The 18,280-nt window shown below is 44.9% G+C and carries 21 protein-coding genes; 9 read left to right on the top strand and 12 right to left on the bottom strand.

All coding sequences use genetic code 11. The features are described from left to right. Nucleotide 1 precedes the first annotated feature (1 nt). The 4 genes from LZG94_RS15200 to LZG94_RS15215 all read right to left on the bottom strand — a co-directional run bounded on the left by LZG94_RS15200 (nt 2) and on the right by LZG94_RS15215 (nt 3,944). On the bottom strand, nt 2-586 hold the full coding sequence (locus tag LZG94_RS15200; protein WP_233792703.1) for a Uma2 family endonuclease: 585 nt from the start codon (nt 584-586) through the stop codon (nt 2-4). Nucleotides 587-674: 88 nt separating this feature from the next. After that, entirely contained in the window at nt 675-1,439 is a 765-nt protein-coding gene (locus LZG94_RS15205; RefSeq protein ID WP_233792704.1) for an exodeoxyribonuclease III, read from the bottom strand. 18 nt (nt 1,440-1,457) lie between these two features. Next, nucleotides 1,458-3,278 (bottom strand): hypothetical protein, encoded by a 1,821-nt coding sequence (locus LZG94_RS15210; protein ID WP_233792705.1) that lies wholly within the window; start codon nt 3,276-3,278, stop codon nt 1,458-1,460. Between the two features lie 27 nt (nt 3,279-3,305). Continuing rightward, nucleotides 3,306-3,944, bottom strand: a complete 639-nt coding sequence (locus LZG94_RS15215) for a hypothetical protein (RefSeq protein WP_233792706.1) — start codon at nt 3,942-3,944, stop codon at nt 3,306-3,308. Nucleotides 3,945-4,087: 143 nt separating this feature from the next. On the opposite strand from LZG94_RS15215, the gene LZG94_RS15220 reads away from it, so the two are divergent. Beyond that, a complete protein-coding gene (locus LZG94_RS15220) occupies nt 4,088-4,600 on the top strand; it encodes a DUF4494 domain-containing protein (RefSeq protein WP_215234599.1) in 513 nt (170 codons plus the stop codon). A gap of 52 nt (nt 4,601-4,652) precedes the next feature. On the opposite strand, the gene LZG94_RS15225 is transcribed toward LZG94_RS15220, so the two are convergent. Next, nucleotides 4,653-5,396 carry a hypothetical protein gene (locus LZG94_RS15225; protein ID WP_233792707.1) on the bottom strand — a complete coding sequence of 248 codons (744 nt, stop codon included), beginning with the start codon at nt 5,394-5,396 and terminating at the stop codon, nt 4,653-4,655. A gap of 60 nt (nt 5,397-5,456) precedes the next feature. Next, the gene (locus LZG94_RS15230; protein ID WP_233792708.1) at nt 5,457-6,848 is read right to left on the bottom strand and encodes an OmpA family protein; all 1,392 of its coding nucleotides are present in this window, start codon (nt 6,846-6,848) and stop codon (nt 5,457-5,459) included. A 158-nt stretch (nt 6,849-7,006) separates the two neighbouring features. On the opposite strand from LZG94_RS15230, the gene LZG94_RS15235 reads away from it, so the two are divergent. Next, nucleotides 7,007-7,816: a UDP-2,3-diacylglucosamine diphosphatase gene (locus LZG94_RS15235; RefSeq protein ID WP_233792709.1), complete on the top strand. Its 810-nt coding sequence runs from the start codon at nt 7,007-7,009 to the stop codon at nt 7,814-7,816. On the opposite strand, the gene LZG94_RS15240 is transcribed toward LZG94_RS15235, so the two are convergent. From LZG94_RS15240 to LZG94_RS15255, 4 genes are all read right to left on the bottom strand, one after another. Further along, entirely contained in the window at nt 7,817-8,566 is a 750-nt protein-coding gene (locus tag LZG94_RS15240) for a carboxypeptidase-like regulatory domain-containing protein (RefSeq protein ID WP_233792710.1), read from the bottom strand. Nucleotides 8,567-8,741: 175 nt separating this feature from the next. Next, nucleotides 8,742-9,575, bottom strand: a complete 834-nt coding sequence (locus tag LZG94_RS15245; RefSeq protein ID WP_233792711.1) for a phosphatidate cytidylyltransferase — start codon at nt 9,573-9,575, stop codon at nt 8,742-8,744. Beyond that, nucleotides 9,547-9,768, bottom strand: coding sequence for a DUF2007 domain-containing protein (locus LZG94_RS15250; RefSeq protein WP_233792712.1), 222 nt, complete (start codon nt 9,766-9,768; stop codon nt 9,547-9,549). The genes LZG94_RS15245 and LZG94_RS15250 overlap by 29 nt, the downstream gene beginning before the upstream one ends. Before the next feature lie 24 nt (nt 9,769-9,792). After that, complete coding sequence (locus LZG94_RS15255; protein ID WP_233792713.1) at nt 9,793-10,752, bottom strand: CPBP family intramembrane glutamic endopeptidase; 960 nt, start codon at nt 10,750-10,752, stop codon at nt 9,793-9,795. Nucleotides 10,753-10,860: 108 nt separating this feature from the next. On the opposite strand from LZG94_RS15255, the gene dusB reads away from it, so the two are divergent. From dusB to frr, 4 genes are all read left to right on the top strand, one after another. Next, on the top strand, nt 10,861-11,850 hold the full coding sequence (gene dusB, locus LZG94_RS15260) for a tRNA dihydrouridine synthase DusB (RefSeq protein WP_233792714.1): 990 nt from the start codon (nt 10,861-10,863) through the stop codon (nt 11,848-11,850). Further along, nucleotides 11,844-12,380, top strand: a complete 537-nt coding sequence (locus LZG94_RS15265; RefSeq protein WP_233792715.1) for an acetyl-CoA carboxylase biotin carboxyl carrier protein subunit — start codon at nt 11,844-11,846, stop codon at nt 12,378-12,380. Before dusB ends, LZG94_RS15265 begins: the two co-directional genes overlap by 7 nt. 63 nt (nt 12,381-12,443) lie before the next feature. After that, a complete protein-coding gene (gene pyrH, locus LZG94_RS15270) occupies nt 12,444-13,163 on the top strand; it encodes a UMP kinase (protein WP_233792716.1) in 720 nt (239 codons plus the stop codon). 23 nt (nt 13,164-13,186) lie between these two features. Next, complete coding sequence (gene frr / locus LZG94_RS15275) at nt 13,187-13,747, top strand: ribosome recycling factor (RefSeq protein WP_233792717.1); 561 nt, start codon at nt 13,187-13,189, stop codon at nt 13,745-13,747. Nucleotides 13,748-13,839: 92 nt separating this feature from the next. Here frr and ychF read toward each other — a convergent pair whose 3' ends face one another. Both ychF and LZG94_RS15285 read right to left on the bottom strand, forming a co-directional pair. After that, the gene (gene ychF / locus LZG94_RS15280) at nt 13,840-14,940 is read right to left on the bottom strand and encodes a redox-regulated ATPase YchF (RefSeq protein WP_233792718.1); all 1,101 of its coding nucleotides are present in this window, start codon (nt 14,938-14,940) and stop codon (nt 13,840-13,842) included. Nucleotides 14,941-15,102: 162 nt separating this feature from the next. Then, entirely contained in the window at nt 15,103-15,453 is a 351-nt protein-coding gene (locus LZG94_RS15285) for a DUF3276 family protein (protein WP_255700652.1), read from the bottom strand. Between the two features lie 237 nt (nt 15,454-15,690). Here LZG94_RS15285 and LZG94_RS15290 point away from each other — a divergent pair, with 237 nt between their 5' ends. From LZG94_RS15290 to LZG94_RS15300, 3 genes are read left to right on the top strand one after another with little or no spacing between them, the layout of a single operon-like run. Next, a complete protein-coding gene (locus LZG94_RS15290; protein ID WP_233792720.1) occupies nt 15,691-16,146 on the top strand; it encodes a septal ring lytic transglycosylase RlpA family protein in 456 nt (151 codons plus the stop codon). A 14-nt stretch (nt 16,147-16,160) separates the two neighbouring features. Then, nucleotides 16,161-17,075, top strand: a complete 915-nt coding sequence (locus LZG94_RS15295) for a DUF58 domain-containing protein (protein ID WP_233792721.1) — start codon at nt 16,161-16,163, stop codon at nt 17,073-17,075. Between the two features lie 50 nt (nt 17,076-17,125). Continuing rightward, the gene (locus LZG94_RS15300) at nt 17,126-18,280 is read left to right on the top strand and encodes a hypothetical protein (RefSeq protein ID WP_233792722.1); all 1,155 of its coding nucleotides are present in this window, start codon (nt 17,126-17,128) and stop codon (nt 18,278-18,280) included.

Here is an 18,280-nt window from a genome sequence, read left to right on the forward strand (position 1 = left end):
GTTACTTCAAAACGGCTGCCAGATCCAGCTCAAAACCCGGCAGAACCGATTCGCCGGAGAGTTTGATGCGGATACTTTCATGCAGCACGATTGTTCTGTCGGCTCTGTAAATGTAAACCTTCTTATCAAACCGGTCTATCAGCCAGGCCAGCTGTGTACCGTTTGCAATATATTCGTCCATTTTGTCAATGAGATATCGTAAGCCGTCAGATCGTGAACGAATTTCAATTACGAAGTCGGGGCAAACGGGCGCGAACTTTTCCTGCTGCTTAGCTGACAAACTATCCCAGCGCTCCTTCCGAACCAAGGACACATCCGGCGATCGAACAGCGCCATTTGGCAGGGTGAAACCTGTTGAGGAGTCAAACACCTCGCCAGTAGCAGTTTGTTCATTCCACATGAATAAAGATACGAGAATACGAGAATTCAAATTTCCTGTAAAAGATCCTGTTGGAGACATAACAATAACATTTCCTTGTGCATCTCTTTCGAGCTGTAGTGTGTCATTCATTTGACAGAACTGAAAGAATGTCTCCTCACTCATCAGATTCCCCATTTTCAGTGTCATAGGCAGTTGCAGTTCCATAACGTTTTGAGTAAAAGCTGCTCTGATCAAAAATACGAAAAAAGCCGCAGGGATGAATTTGTTATCGCTGATGAAAGGACGAAGTGCACTATTGAATTTCCAACCACACCGGACAATGGTCCGAATGGACAGCATCATTGTATTGCCGGCTCGCAACAATGCGGTCCTGGATCGTGTCAGCGACGGAAATGTAATCGATACGCCAGCCCTTGTTATTCGCTCTGGCGCCGGCGCGGTATGTCCACCAGGAATATTCCCGTAAGCCAGGATTTTTAAAGCGAAATGCGTCAGTAAATCCGTTGGCAAACCAATTCGTCATCCAGGCACGCTCCTCAGGCAAAAAGCCCGACGATTTTTTATTCCGAACAGGATCGTGAATATCAATCTCGGTATGTGCAATGTTATAATCGCCGCAGATGATCAGGTTGGGACGCTCTTTGCGCAGTTCATTGGCCCAGGCAAAGAAATCGTCCAGAAAAGTCATTTTTACAGACTGCCTGATCTCGCCGCTGGTACCCGAAGGAAAATAACAGTTCAATATGGTAATATCCCCAAAATCAGCTCTCAATACCCTTCCCTCCCGATCGTATGCCGGAATGGAGCATCCTGCCTGGACGAAATCAGGCTTTATCTTCGAGAATATGGCAACTCCGCTGTACCCCTTCTTCTCCGCCGAATGCCAGCCAATGAGCTCGTAGCCCAAGGCTTCGAAACCCGAAAGGTCTACCACATCGGGCGTAGCTTTTACTTCCTGAAAACACAAAATGTCGGCTTGTGTAGTGGTCAGCCAACTGATCAGTCCGTTTTTGAGGGCGGCCCTGATTCCGTTTAGATTGTAGGTAAGTATCTGCATGAGAGGGATTAATAGTATCTATTTAATAACGATCGACTTTCCGGTAAACTCCGATTTCCAGTCTTCCTCTGCTTTCGTCAAAATATAAACCTTGAACTCACCTTTCGGAAGCTTTAAGTTAAAAAGCGCATATTGATAACTATCTCCATAATAGGAGCCGGTTTTCAGGAAATCGTCAAACTTGTTTGGCACGGGCACTGCTGGCAGAACCAGATTTAATGTATCCGAACTGAACACAAAATAGGAAGGTGCAACCGAGCCCGCCGCCGGATCTACTGTAAACCTGTAATATCTCGTCGGGATATTATTGTCTGTATTCCGATAGTGGAAAGTAGCATTAAAATCACCGCTAAACCTGCGCCCCGTATTAGTTTCAGCAAGAAGTTCCTGCTGCACCGGAATGGTATTGAACTGATAAAAATCGGTCAAGCCTTGCGATTCCAATGCATTGACCATGTTTCTCATTCTGGTCGGGTGGTTCCAGAAAGGGATATCGCCAAACAGATCGCCTGCTGTGAGAAACGTATTATAGTTTTTCCAATGGTAACTGTCGATCACGAGATCATCGTGCATTTTCCGAACCTGCACAATCGATAAATAGTAGCTTACGAAATTGAGTAGCACAAAGCCAGCGCCAACCAGTCCTGCGATCCATTTCCGCCATATCTGCCAATTTTTAACCAAAATAATAAGACAGATATAAACGGTCGCCAGCAATGCAACCCCGAAGATCATATACCTCCGCGAGAACACATTTCCGCCAAACATAAAGTAATTGTTCAGTGGCCGGCTGATCACGAACATCGCGCCGGTACCCATCGAAAACATCATCGCGCCCCACAAAAACCAGTCGCTCCAAACCGTAATTCTGCGGGTCAGAATGCGTAGGAACCAGCCGAGGAACAGCAGGAAGATCAATCCTCCAACAAGCACGCACAGGATCAGGTCAGGATGGAATTGTGAGACGAGCGGGTGGCGTATATCCAGATATAAACCATTTCCCCAAAAGCCCAATACGAATATAAAGTTGAACAAAGGATGTGTCCAGACCTTTTCTCCGGTTGCAGGAACTATCTGGTAATCAAACAGGAAATAAAATAATATCACCAAAACAGCCGCAAATATCCAACCGCCTGCCAGCTTAAATCTCTTTTGAAACACCAGGATTACGAAGCCGATAATCCACGCCAGTAAGCCGCTTCCACTGGTGAAGGTTGTCAGTAATGCAGCTGCAATTCCCAGAAAATACCCCCTGTTATCCCCCTTACCTACCGCATAAGCTGTAAGAAAAGCGAAGAGTATCAGCGGGGTATTTTGCAAGGCTGCAATTCCCCAATAGGCATTTTCCCAGTAAATCAAACTGAAAAGTAGGTACGGGACCGGGATAAAATAGTAGAAGGAAAGTTTCTCCTTTTTCAGCGATTTAAATAGCAGATATGCCATTCCCAATAAGGCAAGATTGCCGATCAGGATCTGCGCCTTGATATTTACGGTTCCTGTAAAAAAAACCATAACCAGCATCACAATGCGCTCGAACGCAAAACGATGCTGGTTAACCTGTTCAAAAAGTACCTTGATCTTGCTGGTGAAATCGGGCGCGTGCTGAAAATTGTAGACCGTTTCCAGCAGATTGAAATCGTCGGTAAACGGAATATTGACTAGGTGCGCGTCGAGGATCAGGAAGAAATAGATGACCGGAACAAAAATCAGACTTATCCCGAGCCACTTCCTGGCTACTGAAAATTTCGGAACAAGAAATGAAGCGCCAAATGATATAAACAGGACAGCAACAAGTCCGAAATAGGCTGATAAATGAGGATTATCTAAAAATAGCTTCAAAACACATATTTAATTGACGTAATCCGCTTACCGGTTCTGAATGCCGGTGATCATCTGGCTGGTAATCTCTTTTTCGAAGGTAATATAGCCGGGATAGTCGATCTGCTTACCTGCAATATCCAGCGTAGGCTTCACTTTCACTGTAAATTTCGTCGGTTTTGCATCCGCCTTTCCTGTCAGCGAAAGGATCATATTCACAAAACTATCGCGCGTTTGATCGTTGGTAAGTAACTGGTATGCATTGGCATTCAGCTTTATAGGAACGCGGGTGCTGCCGGTGCCGGGCATTACTTCGATCAGCTGGCTCAGGTATCCGTTGAATATCTCGTTATTGGTAAGCAAGACTTTGTATTCCAGCTGGTTAATAGCGGCGCGTTTCTTTGTAGGATTGGTAATATCAAGATTAACCCGCAGATCGAGCGGCACGTTTTTTCTCAGCAATGCCAATGCAAGGCCAGGATGTTTGGCAAGATCGAAATCGCTGAAACTGCGGAGATCTTTAAATTCCCTAACATTAATTCCGGCAAGGTAGACACTGTCGACAGACTTGATATCGTATTTGCATTCCCCGAAAGTCTTCGCCTCAGAAACCTGTTTTCCAACACCGCAGGCCGATAAAAGGCCCGCAACCAGCACGACTAAACCAATAGATAGGTTCTTTCTCATTATAAAATTTTTTTGCAAGTTAAACAGTAGGTATCAGAACGCATACTGCGTTTGGGGATTATTACTTTCCAACTATATTTTTTTGCGCCGTTGAAGCAAGCGTCTACATTTGCAGACTTTATTAATTCAATCCGAAATAATTTATGGCAAGCTGGTATTTAGGAAAAATCAGGTATCAAAAAGAAGACGAGGCGGGAAGCTTGAAAACGATCAATGAAGTATATCTCGTTGACGCTGTATCTTACACAGAATCAGAAGCCAGGTTATATCAGCAGGTTGTGACGGGCGCGAGCGATTTCAGCGTGACAAGCATTACGCGCATGCGGCTTGCCGACCTGTTTGCCTATGAGGAAGGGGAACAGTGGTTTAAAGCGAAAGTGATCTATTTTTCAGTGGATGAGAAAAGCGGCAAGGAGAAGAAAATCGTGAACTATATGCTCGTGAATGCCGATGGAATCCAGCAGGCGCTCGACCGCATTAATGAAAGCATGAAAAACTTCTTAATCCCTTACGAAACTACGGATATTAACCTTACACCTATTTTGGACGTATTCCCTTACACTGCGGAAGAAGATAAGGAGCAGGAAATTCCGGCAAATATGCGGCCGCTTTCGGAAGTAAAGGCGGAGCAGGCACTGGCTGAAAGCGAATCTTAAAATAGCCGGTCCGGTTTTGATATTTCACATCAAAACCGGACTTTTTTTGTGCCTAATCAGCAACCTTTACTTCGGGAAAACCTTTGGTATTAGCAAGAAAAGGATCTTTTTCAAGGCTTGTCAATTTCAATATCAGGTCTTTTGAATTGATCTCGGTCACTAAAAGGTCGGAAGTCAGCAAATGCAGGTAGTCGAATGAAACCGGCAAGCTGACCGCGCTTTCGACAAACTCGATACCATAAACTGTGTAAGAACTGAAAGGTGTTTTTGTGAGCCAGATCTTATCCTTTGTGTCCGAAGTGGCGTAGGTGAGATCATATTCCAGGCTTTCCAGTCCAAAATCTACTCTCTTATTACCGGTTGGAATGCAGTAGGTCGTGAAATTTTCCTGTTGCTCCGCCTTTGTTTCCGCATTGGGTTTTACTTCCTTCACCATTTCCACGATCCGCATTTTCTTACCTGCATCATCGGCGCCGCAGAAGATGTATTTTCCGTCCGGAAACGCGATCACGAAATCAAATCCTTTTCCACGCTCACCAAAACTGCTTTCTTTCCTGAAACACATTGCGCCGGAAACGGGATCGAGGTAAATCTTCATTTTGCCTGAGGTATTGTCGGCCTTATTCTGGTAGTCAAAAACCAGGGAATGACTGAAATAGTATTGCCCCTTTTCCGGCTTCCATTGTAATGCTCTTTGCTTGTCGGCCGGAATTTTTTTGGGTGCTTGCGCAAAAGCGGGGAAGCAGGCTGCGGCAACAAAGCCTGTTATCATTAAAATCAGGAAGTTCCTTTTCATCACAAATCTGTTTAGAAGCGCAAAGTAAAAAAGAGACTTCACAAAAAGCCAGGCCCGCATTTACATTTTAATAAACTCGACCCGCCTGTTGTTCGCTTTACCTTCGGACGTCGCATTGGGCGATGCAGGCTCCGCTTCTCCTTTCCCGTCGGTTTCCAACCTTGCCGCATCGACCCCGAAGTCCTTTGATAATGCTTCCCTGACAGATGCAGCACGCTTTTTGGATAATGCAAGATTACTGCCTTCGTCACCATCGGAGTCGGTATGCCCGATGATCTTCACCTTCACTGTTCCGTTTTCAGTTAAAACAGTCGCAATATCTTTCAGTACGCCGTACGATTCCGGTTTGATATTGGCTGAATTCACATCGAACAAAATCCCGGTGGTCGAAAATTTCCCTTCTGTGATCAGCTTGCTGCGCGTATCGGGCGCACCTACCGCGATCCGCATGTTGGAAACGAAATATTTGTCTGCTTCCTGGTGGTAACCCGCATTTGAGAATCCGATAAAATTATATTTCGTGTCCTGGTTAAATGCCCTCGGCAAGTCCCAAACCTTGAAATCGTCGACATACAAACGAAGCCGGGTTTTCTGCCGCCATATTGAAATCTTCACCGGGTTATGGTCCTGCACGTGAAATGCAGGAATGCTCTTCTCGTTTTTCATCAAAGAACCCGCCGGATCAGCACCAAATACATTAAAGAAAGCCAGCCCCTGCTGCCCGCCTGCGTTTTTCGGATGCAAGCCGAGTTCTATTCCATTCTTTTTATCACCGTCAAAAGATTTCCAGTGCGTAAAGTTTTTGGCAGGATCGGCCACTTCTGCTATGATCGCACGCAGGTAACCCGAGTAAAAGCTGAAATCGGAGGTCGACGCCAGCATAAATTCAAGTGTAAAATTCTCTGGCAATGCGTTAACGAATTCGGGATAAAAAACACCCTCCGGCCCAAGCAGCAGCCATTTTCCTTCAGTACCCTCGATCGTAACCACTTCTCCCGAAGAATTCGTGTTCCACTTCGCAGGAAAATCGCCCACCGCATCCTGCGAAAAATCCTCAACCGCCACAACCTTGTCGCCCGGAATAAAATCAAATTTGCTATACGATTTCAAAGAACCTTTCTCAGACTCGTCTGTAGCCACAGCCACTTTCGCATGCTCACCCCCGGCCGGCTCAGCAGTCGCAGCCCCTTCCTCCCTTCCTCCCTTCCCTCCATTCTCCCCCTTCTCCTCTCCGCCCGCTTTCGATCCTTCTTCCTTCTTCTTTTTCTTAAACATATTCCCAATCCCTTCTTCGAGAGAATCAAACCCTTTGTCGACAGCCTGGTCGACCTTCCTGTTAGCGCGGTTCTCGGCCTGCCGCTCCACTACCCTTGTGGGATCGCTGATCCTGATCTGTGCAAATGACACGATCGATATCAATGTCAGAATAAAAATGCTGCTGATGCTCCTCATATTGAATGTGCGTTTATGGAATTATTACCATATTAAATATACACAATTGACTAACTGGCTGAATATTAATTGAGTTAGCGGTGATGAGGTTCAGGGTAGGTATTTGAATGGTCATTTCCTGCGAAGATCGTAACTTGCGTCCCATTTGAAAGATCCACATGAATTATCAGTTCGAGACAAGGAGTATTACTTTACAACCCGGGAAGCGCATTTATTTTTCTTCGGATTATCATTTGGGAGTTCCGTCGGCTACCAGCAGCCGCGAGCGGGAGAAGCTGATCGTCAAGTGGCTGGAATACATTGAAGCCGATGCGCAAACCATTTTTTTGGTCGGTGATATATTTGATTTCTGGTTTGAATACAAAACCGTAGTTCCGAAAGGGTTCGTCAGATTGCTCGGCAAGCTCGCCGAATTATCCGATAAAGGTATTGAGCTGATCATTTTTACGGGTAACCACGATATGTGGATGTCGGGTTACCTGACGGAAGAACTTGGTGCGGCTATTTACCGTAATCCAGTCAGTTTCAACTTCATTACAGCAAAGGGAACTACTAAAACGCTCGTCGGCCACGGCGATGGACTTGGGCCTGGGGATACCACTTACAAGTTTTTGAAGCGCATATTCGAGAGTCCGTTTTTCCAGCTGATATTCCGCTGGACGCACCCCGACTTTGGGATCTGGATTGCCACAGCGTGGTCAAAAAGCAGCCGCGCGGCAAATGTCAACAAGGGTGAAGAGCGCTTTTTAGGAGCAGATAATGAATGGCTTTTTCAATATTGCAGAGAAGTACATTCCCGAAACCCGCATCACTACTACATATTCGGACATCGGCACCTGACGCTTGATATGCAGGTGGCTATTGATTCAAGATATATTAATCTGGGAGAATGGGTCACCCAACAACATTATGCAGTGTTTGACGGTACCCGTATGGATTTAAAGAAATTTATTCCTCAACCCGCGTGATCAGTCTGCGGCGTTTTTCTTTGGGTTTTCTCTCTCAGATGAGGGGATGAAATCTTCTTTCTGAATATTCTCGCGCGGCGCTGCATTCAGCTCTTTGCGCCAGTCTTTTTGTTTCAAATCACCTTTCTTGACAGACTTAATAAAGTTGGCCCAGGCAAATGGATTTAAGAACGGAAATGTGGTGGCGAAGCCTTTTCCCGCTGCCGATTCGCGGCCAAACATGAGCTGGTCCATGGAATACCGGTAATTCGTCTGCGCATTGTTGGGAACCTGCGCGGCCATTCTGTTAATGTAATCCGGATCCGTACTTCTCGCCAAAGCGTCGCGATCTGCCTGATCGGGCAATTTCAATTCCAGGAATGCTTTCTTGAATTCTTCTTCGGTAGAATAAGGATAAATAGTTACCCCAGAGAGCGTTACCACATCTTCGCGTAATGCTACAATAGCCGAGTATATGTCTGAATTGTAATTTCTTGGAACAATATGATATTGATTTTTAAAACCAACATACCCAAAAACGATACTGTCACCCGGGAAAACCTTGATAGTAAAAGATCCGTCGCTTCTTGATAAGGTACCACGACCGGCGTTGACAATAAAGATCGTCGCGCCCGGCAGGATCTCGGTTTGCTTTCCACCTACAACCATCCCCGAGAATGTGATCGCTTTATGTTCTCCCTGCGCAAATACTTCCTGACCAGCCAGCAGCCCCGCGATCACCAAAAACAATATCAAAAAACTACGTTTCATTCGTTCAAGATTATACTTAAAAAGACCATTATGATAATTACTCTGGCCTTCAAAGTTTCATTTTTTAAATGCTGATAGACCTTTTCGCTTGAAGTGTGTAAAAAAAAACTGTTCCTTATTAAAGAACGACCCGCGCTCGGGAGGATTGCCTGCTGCTGATATAAAGGCGGAGCAGTCAGGAAAATAACTTTAAAAACGTGACAATAAATGGAGCGGAAAGCAGCAGGCCATCGAAACGGTCCAAAAAACCACCGTGACCGGGAATGCTGCTGCCGGAATCTTTGATAGCAATGCTGCGCTTAAAAAGTGACTCCACCAGATCCCCGTAAGTACCTACAACTACGATAATAGCGCCAATGCAATACCATTTCCAAGGTTCGAAGGTACGGAAATAATGCCCCAATGCAAATGCGATAAAGGCTGCAAAAATGGCACTTCCAACGGCTCCTTCCCAAGACTTTTTAGGCGAAATCCGCTCAAAAAGCTTCCTTTTTCCGAAATTTGTTCCTGCAAAATAGCCACCAATATCCGAGGCCCAGAGTATCAGAAGACTCCCCAGCACGATCTCATAATTGTACCGCCCGCCACGCATCGCCATTACGATGATCAATGCAAAAGGCAGCGCCACGTAGATGATCCCCAGAAAGGTGAAACCAATATTGGTAAACGGTTTCAGATCATTCTTTTTATAGAGCTTGATAAAGAAAATCATCGACAACAAGGGGCTGATAATGAAGTAGTTTTCAAACGGAACAATGTCCTGCTCTATCAGATACGCAAGTAACATCATAACTGTGCCACAGAAGGTACCATAATATGTAAGCGGCTGATTTCCGTCGAGCCCCAGGAGCTTGTAAAATTCAAGCTGGGTAAGCGAACTGATCGTGCAGAAAAGCAGTAGAAAGGTTAGTTCATTGTAGAGAATGCAACCGATAATTACAAATACGCCAGCCAGCGCCGTGATGGTTCTTTGCTGTAAATTACTCAGTTTGCTTAATCGAGTCTTCATTCATTAGTATCGTTTGAGCCGTAGGTAAGTCGCTGACAGGCACGTGCACTTCACACATACCGAAGATAGGATAACTGCTATCCTTTTTGTTGACAATCACCGCCGGAATCCCATTTTGCTCTAATATCTCACGCGCTATCTCAGCCCTGATCATTTGGTCGCTTTGATATGCTTTTACCCAATTCTCCTCCATATTCATTTAAATTTTAAAGTTCTGTTAACGCTGCACTGTCCCCTGCCCGCTCGCATTTACCTGCCTGATAAACCGCAATATCGCCATTGACATGAAGAATGAAAGCGCAATCAGCAAAATCGGCATTGATTTTGTTTCTTCAATATCGATTTTAATGATACCTAGGTTGCGTAAGTACATCATTACCAGCACGAATCCATTATTTACGAAATGCGCTAATACTGCAACCCAGAAATTACCGGTCCAGTAAAATAAGTAGCCGAACAAAGCGCCAAGCAGCATTCTTGGCAGGAATCCGTAGAACTGAAAATGTATCGCACTGAAAATCGCGGCCGAAACCCAGATCGCCAGGTGTCCGTTGCCGGTCAGCCGTTGTATCTTGGTTTGCAGCACCCCGCGAAACAGAGCCTCCTCGCCCAGTGCGGGCAGCAGTGTCACTACAAATAATGCGATCAGAAGCTGACTGAAACTCTTGTAATTCGTGATAAATTCGGTCATCACCGAAAGCTGATCTTCCTTATGCCGCATCCAGCGTTCGAGTCCGGATAATGCGTCGGGCAGCTTCATGGAAGCATTTAAATCAATGAATAAGCTATTGACAGGAATGAAAACGAGGACGAGCATAAACGCCAGTGCCCAGATGATAGCAGGCGGATTCTTGGTAGGGCTGATGTCGCTCACCGGTTTCCTTTCAATATAAAGCCAGAAAAGCAGTGAAGGCAGCAGATAGGAAAAGAAATGGACGGTACCCTGCAAGATCATTAATGCATTCCAGCCGTTGGGTACCTGTGCAGGATTAGTGATGAGGTGATTGAGAATTACAGTGACACTTTCCTGGTGGGAAGAAAAAAGTAGCGCGAGAACTGCTACTGCCAGGATATTCCCTACTGCCATTCCAATGAGCACAAACCCGGTCAAAACCAATAAACTGCCCCACGCTGTGGGCGGTCGGGAAACCACCAGATCCTGATTACTATTTTGCATAATTGGTGTAAATTTACAGTTTATTATCAATTTAAAAATAAGCGCTTAACAAACAAGAGCTTCAAAAACGCTACTTAAAACAGCCGTTTTAAACACTTTTCAACAGAAATGGTTAAGATTGGAAATATAGAACTGAGCGATTTCCCCCTGCTCCTCGCTCCGATGGAAGATGTAAGCGATCCTCCGTTCAGGGCGGTGTGTAAGGAAAATGGGGCCGATCTGATGTACACCGAATTTGTATCGTCCGAAGGGCTGATCCGCGATGCAGCAAAAAGCGTGCAAAAGCTGGACATATTCGAATACGAGCGCCCGGTGGGCATTCAGCTTTTCGGGAGCGACGTGGAAACGATGGGTTCTTGCGCCGAAATCGCTTCCCGAGTAAACCCCGACCTGATCGACATTAATTATGGCTGCCCAGTGAAGAATGTAGCCTGCCGCGGCGCAGGAGCCGCTTTATTGCAGGATGTGCCGAAAATGGTGAAAATGACAGAGGCGGTGATCAAGTCGACGCATTTGCCTGTAACAGTCAAAACAAGGCTGGGTTGGGACGAGAATACGAAGAATGTCCAGGAAGTGGCCGAGCGTTTGCAGGATATTGGTATTAAAGCATTATCAGTCCACGGTCGCACGCGTGTTCAGATGTACAAAGGCGAGGCAGACTGGTCATTGATTGCCAAAATCAAGGAAAATCCCCGTATTACCATTCCGATATTCGGTAACGGCGATGTGGATACACCCGAAAAAGCGGTGGAATACAGAAACCGGTTTGGCGTGGATGGCATTATGATCGGCCGGGCGACGATCGGGAATCCGTGGATTTTCAATGAAATAAAACACTTTATGAAAACCGGCGAAAAACTCGCTCCGCCTACAATGGAGCAGCGCGTGGATGTGTGCCGGAGACACGTTGAATTTTCTATACGCTGGAAAGGGCCGGTAGCAGGTGTATTTGAAATGCGCAGGCATTATACCAACTATTTCAAGGGTATGGAACATTTTAAACCGTATCGGATGAGATTGGTGGAAGCGATGACATTTGACGAACTGGATTATATCCTGAAAGAAATAGCCAACAATTACAGCGAGATCCTATGCTGAAAATCACGGTTGCCACCGATGCAGTAACTGACAATTTCCCGGCGACCGACGAGACCAGGACGTTAGAAATTAGTAGTACACCAGAAGGCTGGCTGATCGGCGAAACGCTTTTTGACGGAGATATTGTGCAGATCAGCGAGAACCAGTACCACCTGATCTGGAAAAACAAATCTTATAATATTGAAATCCTGAATCGTGAGCGCGCGGAAAAGTCTTTTCACCTGCTCATCAACGGAACAGAATATTTTACTACCGCCAAAGACAATTTAGACCTGTTACTCGAAGGAATGGGACTTCAAAACAGCGATTCAAAAAAGGTAAATCATATTAAAGCGCCTATGCCGGGGCTTATACAATCCATAGCAGTTGCGGAGGGAGACCAGGTCAGTAAGGGAGATATTCTGCTGGTACTGGTTGCGATGAAAATGGAAAACGTAATCAAGTCTGCCGGAAATGGCATTGTGAAGTCACTTAAAATAGCTCCGGGTGAAATTGTTGAAAAAAACCAGGTATTAATGGAGTTTCAATAAATAGCTTGGTAATCTGGACTCTGTCCGCTTATTTTTACGGGCAAAAACACCGATATCATAATCATGCCCGAACCAAAATACAAACGTTTATTACTTAAATTAAGCGGTGAAGCCCTTAATGGTGGCGATAAGGCCCAGGTGATCGATTTTAACATTCTGGACAATTACGCAAACGAAATTAAAAGGATTGCTGATGTCGGAGTTCAGATTGCGATCGTAATTGGGGGAGGAAATATTTTCCGCGGCGCGTCGGTAGAAAAGTCCGGGATTGACAGGGTACAGGGAGACCATATGGGCATGCTGGCTACCGTGATCAATGGAATGGCTATCCAAAGTTCACTCGAAAAACATGGTATTCAAACGAGATTGATGTCGGCGATCAAAATGGAGCAGGTTTGCGAACCTTTGATCCGTCGCCGCGCGATTCGTCACCTTGAAAAGGGGCGGGTTGTCATTTTCGGAGCAGGAACCGGGAATCCCTATTTTACAACAGATACCACAGCCGGTTTGCGCGCTATTGAATCCGAGTCAGAAGTTGTTTTGAAAGGTACCCGGGTTGACGGCGTTTACACAGCTGATCCTGAAAAAGACTTTACTGCTACCAAATATTCCAGGCTCACATTCGACGAGGCGCTGTCTAAAAACCTGAAAATCATGGATTTGACAGCATTCACGCTTTGCAAAGAAAATAATCTCCCTATTATCGTTTTTGATATGAACAAGCCAGGAAATCTGTACGATCTGGTGATGGGAGAGAATGTCGGAACACTTATATCGAACTAGGAGAATAGCATATTTATACAACAATGGAAGAAATAGAATTATATCTGGAAGACGCCAAAGAAACTATGGAAGGCGCTATCAAACACCTTATCATTGAGTTAGGTAAAATCCGGGCCGGAAAAGCGTCTCCGCAAATGCTCGAAGGTCTCCAAATCGAATACTACGGTTCAATGACTCCTTTGCAAAATGTGGCTACTATCAACACACCTGATGCGAGGACGATTGCGATCAAGCCTTTTGAGAAAAAAATCATCAATGAGATTGAAAAAGCGATACGCAATGGAAACCTTGGTTTCTCGCCCTCAAACGATGGGGAAATGATCCGGATATCTGTGCCGCCCCTGAATGAGGAACGCAGGAAAGAATTGGCAAAAAGAGCTAAAAACGAAATCGAAACAGCGAAGATCAATATCCGTAATATCCGCCAGGACGCTAATAATTCACTTAGAAAGCTGACTAAGGAAGGAGTTGCGGAAGATCTAATAAAAGTAAGCGAAGACCGCGTTCAGAAGTTGACCGACGGATTTGTTGCCAAAGTGGAGCAAATTTATTCTGCGAAGGAAAAGGAGATCATGGAAGTCTAGTTCCAATCGCTTTGTAATAGAAAATGCCCCCAATCAGTGTTTCACTTTTTGGGGGCATTTTTTTTAGCTTCTATTTAAAACAAAATTCGGTTTTAGACATTGAATCGGAAATGCATAATATCTCCGTCGGCAACTACATATTCTTTTCCTTCAACAGCCATTTTGCCAACTTCCTTCACCCCAGCCTCAGTTTTATATTGCTCATAATCAGCAATTTTGATAACTTCTGCACGAATAAAGCCCTTTTCGAAATCACTGTGAATTACGCCCGCAGCCTGGGGTGCTCTCCAACCCTTCTCGATCGTCCAGGCACGTACTTCTTTCACGCCGGCAGTAAAGTAGGTGATCAGATTCAACAGTGAATAGGAAGCTTTGATCAGTTTACTTAAACCCGATTCTTTCAAACCATATTCGCTCAAAAACATCTCGTGCTCCTCCGGATCCTCGATTTCAGAGATCTGAGATTCAATAGCTGCACAAAGAATAATTACTTCCGCACCCTCCTTTTCAACTGTTTCCCTCAATTTCTCAGAATATTCGTTACCTGTCAGCATTGAACCTTCATCTACATTGGCCACGTACAATACTGGCTTGGCAGTCAGCAATTGGAGGTCGCCGATCACAGCCTCTTTGGTCTCGTCGTCAATTTCCAGGCTTCTTGCATTATTTCCGGCTTCGAGGGTCGATTTGTATTTTTTCAACCATTCCAATTCTGCCTTTGCTTTGGCATCACCGGCACGCGCGCCTTTCTCTGTACGTTGTATTTTCTTGTCAACCGATTCCAAATCTTTCAACTGAAGTTCGGCGTCGATGATTTCTTTATCGAAAACAGGATCCACACGACCTTCCACGTGCACCACGTTCTCGTCCTGAAAGCAGCGAACAACGTGCACGATAGCGTCGACTTCACGGATATTGGCCAAAAATTTGTTCCCCAAGCCTGCGCCCTGGCTCGCACCTTTCACAAGGCCGGCTATGTCCACAAACTCGATAATTGTAGGGATCACTTTCTGAGGCTTGACAAGGCTAGTCAGAATTTCCAGGCGCTCGTCGGGTACGGTCACGACGCCCACATTGGGTTCGATAGTACAGAATGGATAATTGGCAGCTTCGGCTTTTCCGGTAGAAATGGCATTAAAGAGAGTGGATTTCCCAACATTTGGCAACCCAACGATCCCGCATTGAAGACTCATAGATTAGAAGTATGCAGTGAATAGCAGGCACTCTTCTTATTGTAAAGCAAAGAACTCCTGACTGCTAAATTAAATTTTTTTGCAAAATTACCATTTAGCGAGTACAAAAACCAAAAGCCTTCGTAATTGATTGCGAAGGCTTTTTATATTAAAGTAAAAATTTTAGTCCCACTTAAGATCCGACTCCCCTACTACTGCGTCAACCTCGTCGGCCTTGGCTTCAAACTGAGAGAAGTCAACTTCCGGCATCAGCTCTGTTTTCACGTGATCTACGGCTTCCTTCAAGGCATCTACAAACTTATCAAAGTCCTCTTTATACAAAAACATCTTATGCTTTTCGTACGTAAATCCGTCTCCCTGAGGATGGCGGCGGCTCTCTGTAATGGTGAGATAATAATCGTTAGATCGCGTAGAGCGAACATCGAAGAAGTAAGTCCGTTTTCCTGCCCTAACCCTTTTGGAGTAGATTTGCTCTCTGTCTTCCACTATGTTTAGTTTTAAATAGGTTTTCAAACGCTAAAATATAAAGTTTATTGCTGCGAACAAAAAAACGTAAACATATTAGCAGCGTCCCGGCTGAGATTTATACTATTTTATATTTCGTTTGCACTTTCACCATAGTTTTTGTTCGGTTCTTCGTTTTTTATATTACTTTTGAAATTCCGGGGTATTCAATTCCCACGAATAATCCGGCAAAGCGTATCAAATAGGGATTGTTTTCCTTATTATGTTCCACTTAAATCCTGAGATATGACTTATCGTCGGACTCTGATTCTCATCTTGTTAGCTTTCGCAGCAGCAGCGCCTGAAACAATTGCCCAGGTTAAACTTGGCAAAACGGAAACCGGAAATGCTTCCTATTACGCAAGCCGGTTCAATGGAAAAAAGACTTCATTTGGAGAAGTGCACAAAAGCAGTCAGCTGCTCGCCGCCCACAGAAGTTACCCACTGAATACAATGCTAGAAGTAACGAATTTGAATAATGATGAGAAAGTAATTGTCAGAGTTAACGACAGAGGCCCATTTGCAAAGAACAGGATTGTCGACCTCAGTAAGGAAGCAGCAAGATTATTAGGAATAGTTGCTCAGGGTGTCGCCAATGTATCTGTAAGGGTTGTAGGAATGGAAGGAATGGTCTTACTTGAATCCTACGAACATATTGACCCAAAATCCGGAAAAGTGATCGCAATGCGCGGTAAACAATAAATCTGACTTTTTCAATGAGCAACCGGCAGCTTGATTTAGCCAAAGTCAGAGAATTCGGGAACCTCGAATTCCTCGCTAAACAGCTTGTTGAAGGATTTATTACCGGATTACACAAGTCCCCTTTTCACGGCTTTTCAGTCGAATTTGCAGAACATCAGCTTTACAATACGGGAGAATCTACCCGGAATATAGATTGGAAAGTATTCGGGAAGACCGATCGGCTTTACGTCAAACGGTATGAAGAAGAAACCAATCTCCGCTGCCATATCTTGCTAGACACTTCTTCTTCCATGTATTACCCGGAAGAAAGTTATGGCAAAATGACTTTCAGCGTAATGGCTGCTGCCAGTCTTACCTATTTGCTTCAAAGACAAAAGGATGCGGTAAGTCTCTGCACATTTTCAGAAGGAATAGAAATCCAGACAGCCGTAAAATCCACGCCTTCCCATGTTCATAAGATCATGCTGGAACTGGAAAACCAGCTGTCAGCGAAGCGCCCGCTTCAAAAAACGTCGGTTTCTGAGATCCTGCACCAGATTGCCGAGAAAATTCACAAACGTTCACTAGTCGTTATTTTCAGTGATATGTTTGATAATCTGGAAGATGCGGACAAGATCTTCTCTGCACTTCAACATTTGCGCCATAACCTCCACGAAGTTTTGCTCTTCCACGTAACCGACAAGAAGACGGAGGAAGATTTTGCTTTCGAAAACCGGCCTTATGAATTTATTGATCTTGAAACGGGTGAAAAAGTGAAGGTACAGCCCGATCAGGTCAGAGCGTCTTATAAAGAATTTGTCAGCGATTTTTACACAAAACTCAAACTGAAATGCGGCCAGTACAAGATCGATTTCATTGAGGCGGATATTGCAAAAGGCTTCGACCCTATTCTAATGGCGTATTTAGTGAAACACTCCAAAATGAGGTGATTTTTTAAGTAATTTGATAGCAAATTCCTCTCTTCGGTTCCGCTATCTCTATGAAAAAACGATCTACCCTCAGCTATCTCACGCTTACTTTACTCTCTATTTTCTTACTTATCAATTGTAAATCAGCTGAAAAATCGCTCAAAAAAGGTGAGTTCGATGAATCGGTATTGCGGGCGGTTGATAAAATAAAAAGTAATCCTTCGCACGGCGCTTCCCTCGAAGCACTCAGGCAAGCGTATCCGCTGGCCGTCGATCAGCACCGAAAAGTGATTGAAGTACACAAAACATCGGAAGATATATTTCACTGGGAACCTCAGCTGGAAACATACGTCAAACTCAACAGACTTTACCGCGAAATCAGCTCCTGTGCTGCTTGTGTCAGTGTGGTCACTCCTGTTGATTTTACAAATGACGAAAAGCTGGCCAGGCATAATGCAGCGAGTGTGCGATATAAAGAAGGCACCAACTATTTGAAAACAGGCGATCGCGAAAATGCCAGGCTCGCCTACGCGCATTTTGAGAAAGTAGACGAACTGCTTCCGGAGTTTAACGACAACAAAAAGAAATTGGAAGTAGCTTATGAACTGGCATCGTTCAAGGTGGTGGTGGAACAGGTACTTGTGACTTCGAAGCGGTACCAGCTTAGCAATGAGTATTTCCAGGATCGAGTGAATGAATACCTCCAAACGAACAAGCGGCTTAACAAATTCGTCCGCTTCTACTTGCCGGAAGAAGCCGCCGATATTGACCTGAAGCCTGATCACGTGATCACACTTCAGTTCGACGATTTCGTGGTGGGCCAGACGATGATCGAAAAGAATACGGAGACTTTTACGAGCAAGGATACGGTCAAAGTAGGCGAAAAAACGGTAGGCCGAACGAAGGTGCCGATATATGGAAAAGTGACTGCAAAATTTACACAGATACGGAAGACGGTACTTTCTGGCGGATTGCTGGATATGCAGATTACCGATTTTAATACCAAACAGGTAGTCAACCGGGAGAAGTTTAACGGGGAATATAACTGGATGTGCGAATGGGCTACTTTCAACGGCGACGAACGTGCCTTAACCCCGGCTCAACTCCGGAAATCGAAGAGTCAGGAGCTATTACCTCCTGACCCTCAGCAACTTTTTGTGGAATTCAGTAAACCGATTTACGAAAGATTGACCAGCAAACTCAAAAGCTTTTACGCAAAATATTAA

The sequence above is a fragment of the Dyadobacter sp. CY343 genome (assembly GCF_021390335.1).
Classification (GTDB): domain Bacteria; phylum Bacteroidota; class Bacteroidia; order Cytophagales; family Spirosomataceae; genus Dyadobacter.

Bases quoted from the DNA above. Each gene is read 5' to 3' on its own strand.
- LZG94_RS15200 (WP_233792703.1), bottom strand. From the start codon at position 586: ATGGAACTGCAACTGCCTATGACACTGAAAATGGGGAATCTGATGAGT.
- LZG94_RS15205 (WP_233792704.1), bottom strand. From the start codon at position 1,439: ATGCAGATACTTACCTACAATCTAAACGGAATCAGGGCCGCCCTCAAA.
- LZG94_RS15215 (WP_233792706.1), bottom strand. From the start codon at position 3,944: ATGAGAAAGAACCTATCTATTGGTTTAGTCGTGCTGGTTGCGGGCCTT.
- LZG94_RS15220 (WP_215234599.1), top strand. From the start codon at position 4,088: ATGGCAAGCTGGTATTTAGGAAAAATCAGGTATCAAAAAGAAGACGAG.
- LZG94_RS15225 (WP_233792707.1), bottom strand. From the start codon at position 5,396: ATGAAAAGGAACTTCCTGATTTTAATGATAACAGGCTTTGTTGCCGCA.
- LZG94_RS15230 (WP_233792708.1), bottom strand. From the start codon at position 6,848: ATGAGGAGCATCAGCAGCATTTTTATTCTGACATTGATATCGATCGTG.
- LZG94_RS15235 (WP_233792709.1), top strand. From the start codon at position 7,007: ATGAATTATCAGTTCGAGACAAGGAGTATTACTTTACAACCCGGGAAG.
- LZG94_RS15240 (WP_233792710.1), bottom strand. From the start codon at position 8,566: ATGAAACGTAGTTTTTTGATATTGTTTTTGGTGATCGCGGGGCTGCTG.
- LZG94_RS15245 (WP_233792711.1), bottom strand. From the start codon at position 9,575: ATGAAGACTCGATTAAGCAAACTGAGTAATTTACAGCAAAGAACCATC.
- LZG94_RS15250 (WP_233792712.1), bottom strand. From the start codon at position 9,768: ATGGAGGAGAATTGGGTAAAAGCATATCAAAGCGACCAAATGATCAGG.
- LZG94_RS15255 (WP_233792713.1), bottom strand. From the start codon at position 10,752: ATGCAAAATAGTAATCAGGATCTGGTGGTTTCCCGACCGCCCACAGCG.
- dusB (WP_233792714.1), top strand. From the start codon at position 10,861: ATGGTTAAGATTGGAAATATAGAACTGAGCGATTTCCCCCTGCTCCTC.
- LZG94_RS15265 (WP_233792715.1), top strand. From the start codon at position 11,844: ATGCTGAAAATCACGGTTGCCACCGATGCAGTAACTGACAATTTCCCG.
- pyrH (WP_233792716.1), top strand. From the start codon at position 12,444: ATGCCCGAACCAAAATACAAACGTTTATTACTTAAATTAAGCGGTGAA.
- frr (WP_233792717.1), top strand. From the start codon at position 13,187: ATGGAAGAAATAGAATTATATCTGGAAGACGCCAAAGAAACTATGGAA.
- ychF (WP_233792718.1), bottom strand. From the start codon at position 14,940: ATGAGTCTTCAATGCGGGATCGTTGGGTTGCCAAATGTTGGGAAATCC.
- LZG94_RS15290 (WP_233792720.1), top strand. From the start codon at position 15,691: ATGACTTATCGTCGGACTCTGATTCTCATCTTGTTAGCTTTCGCAGCA.
- LZG94_RS15295 (WP_233792721.1), top strand. From the start codon at position 16,161: ATGAGCAACCGGCAGCTTGATTTAGCCAAAGTCAGAGAATTCGGGAAC.
- LZG94_RS15300 (WP_233792722.1), top strand. From the start codon at position 17,126: ATGAAAAAACGATCTACCCTCAGCTATCTCACGCTTACTTTACTCTCT.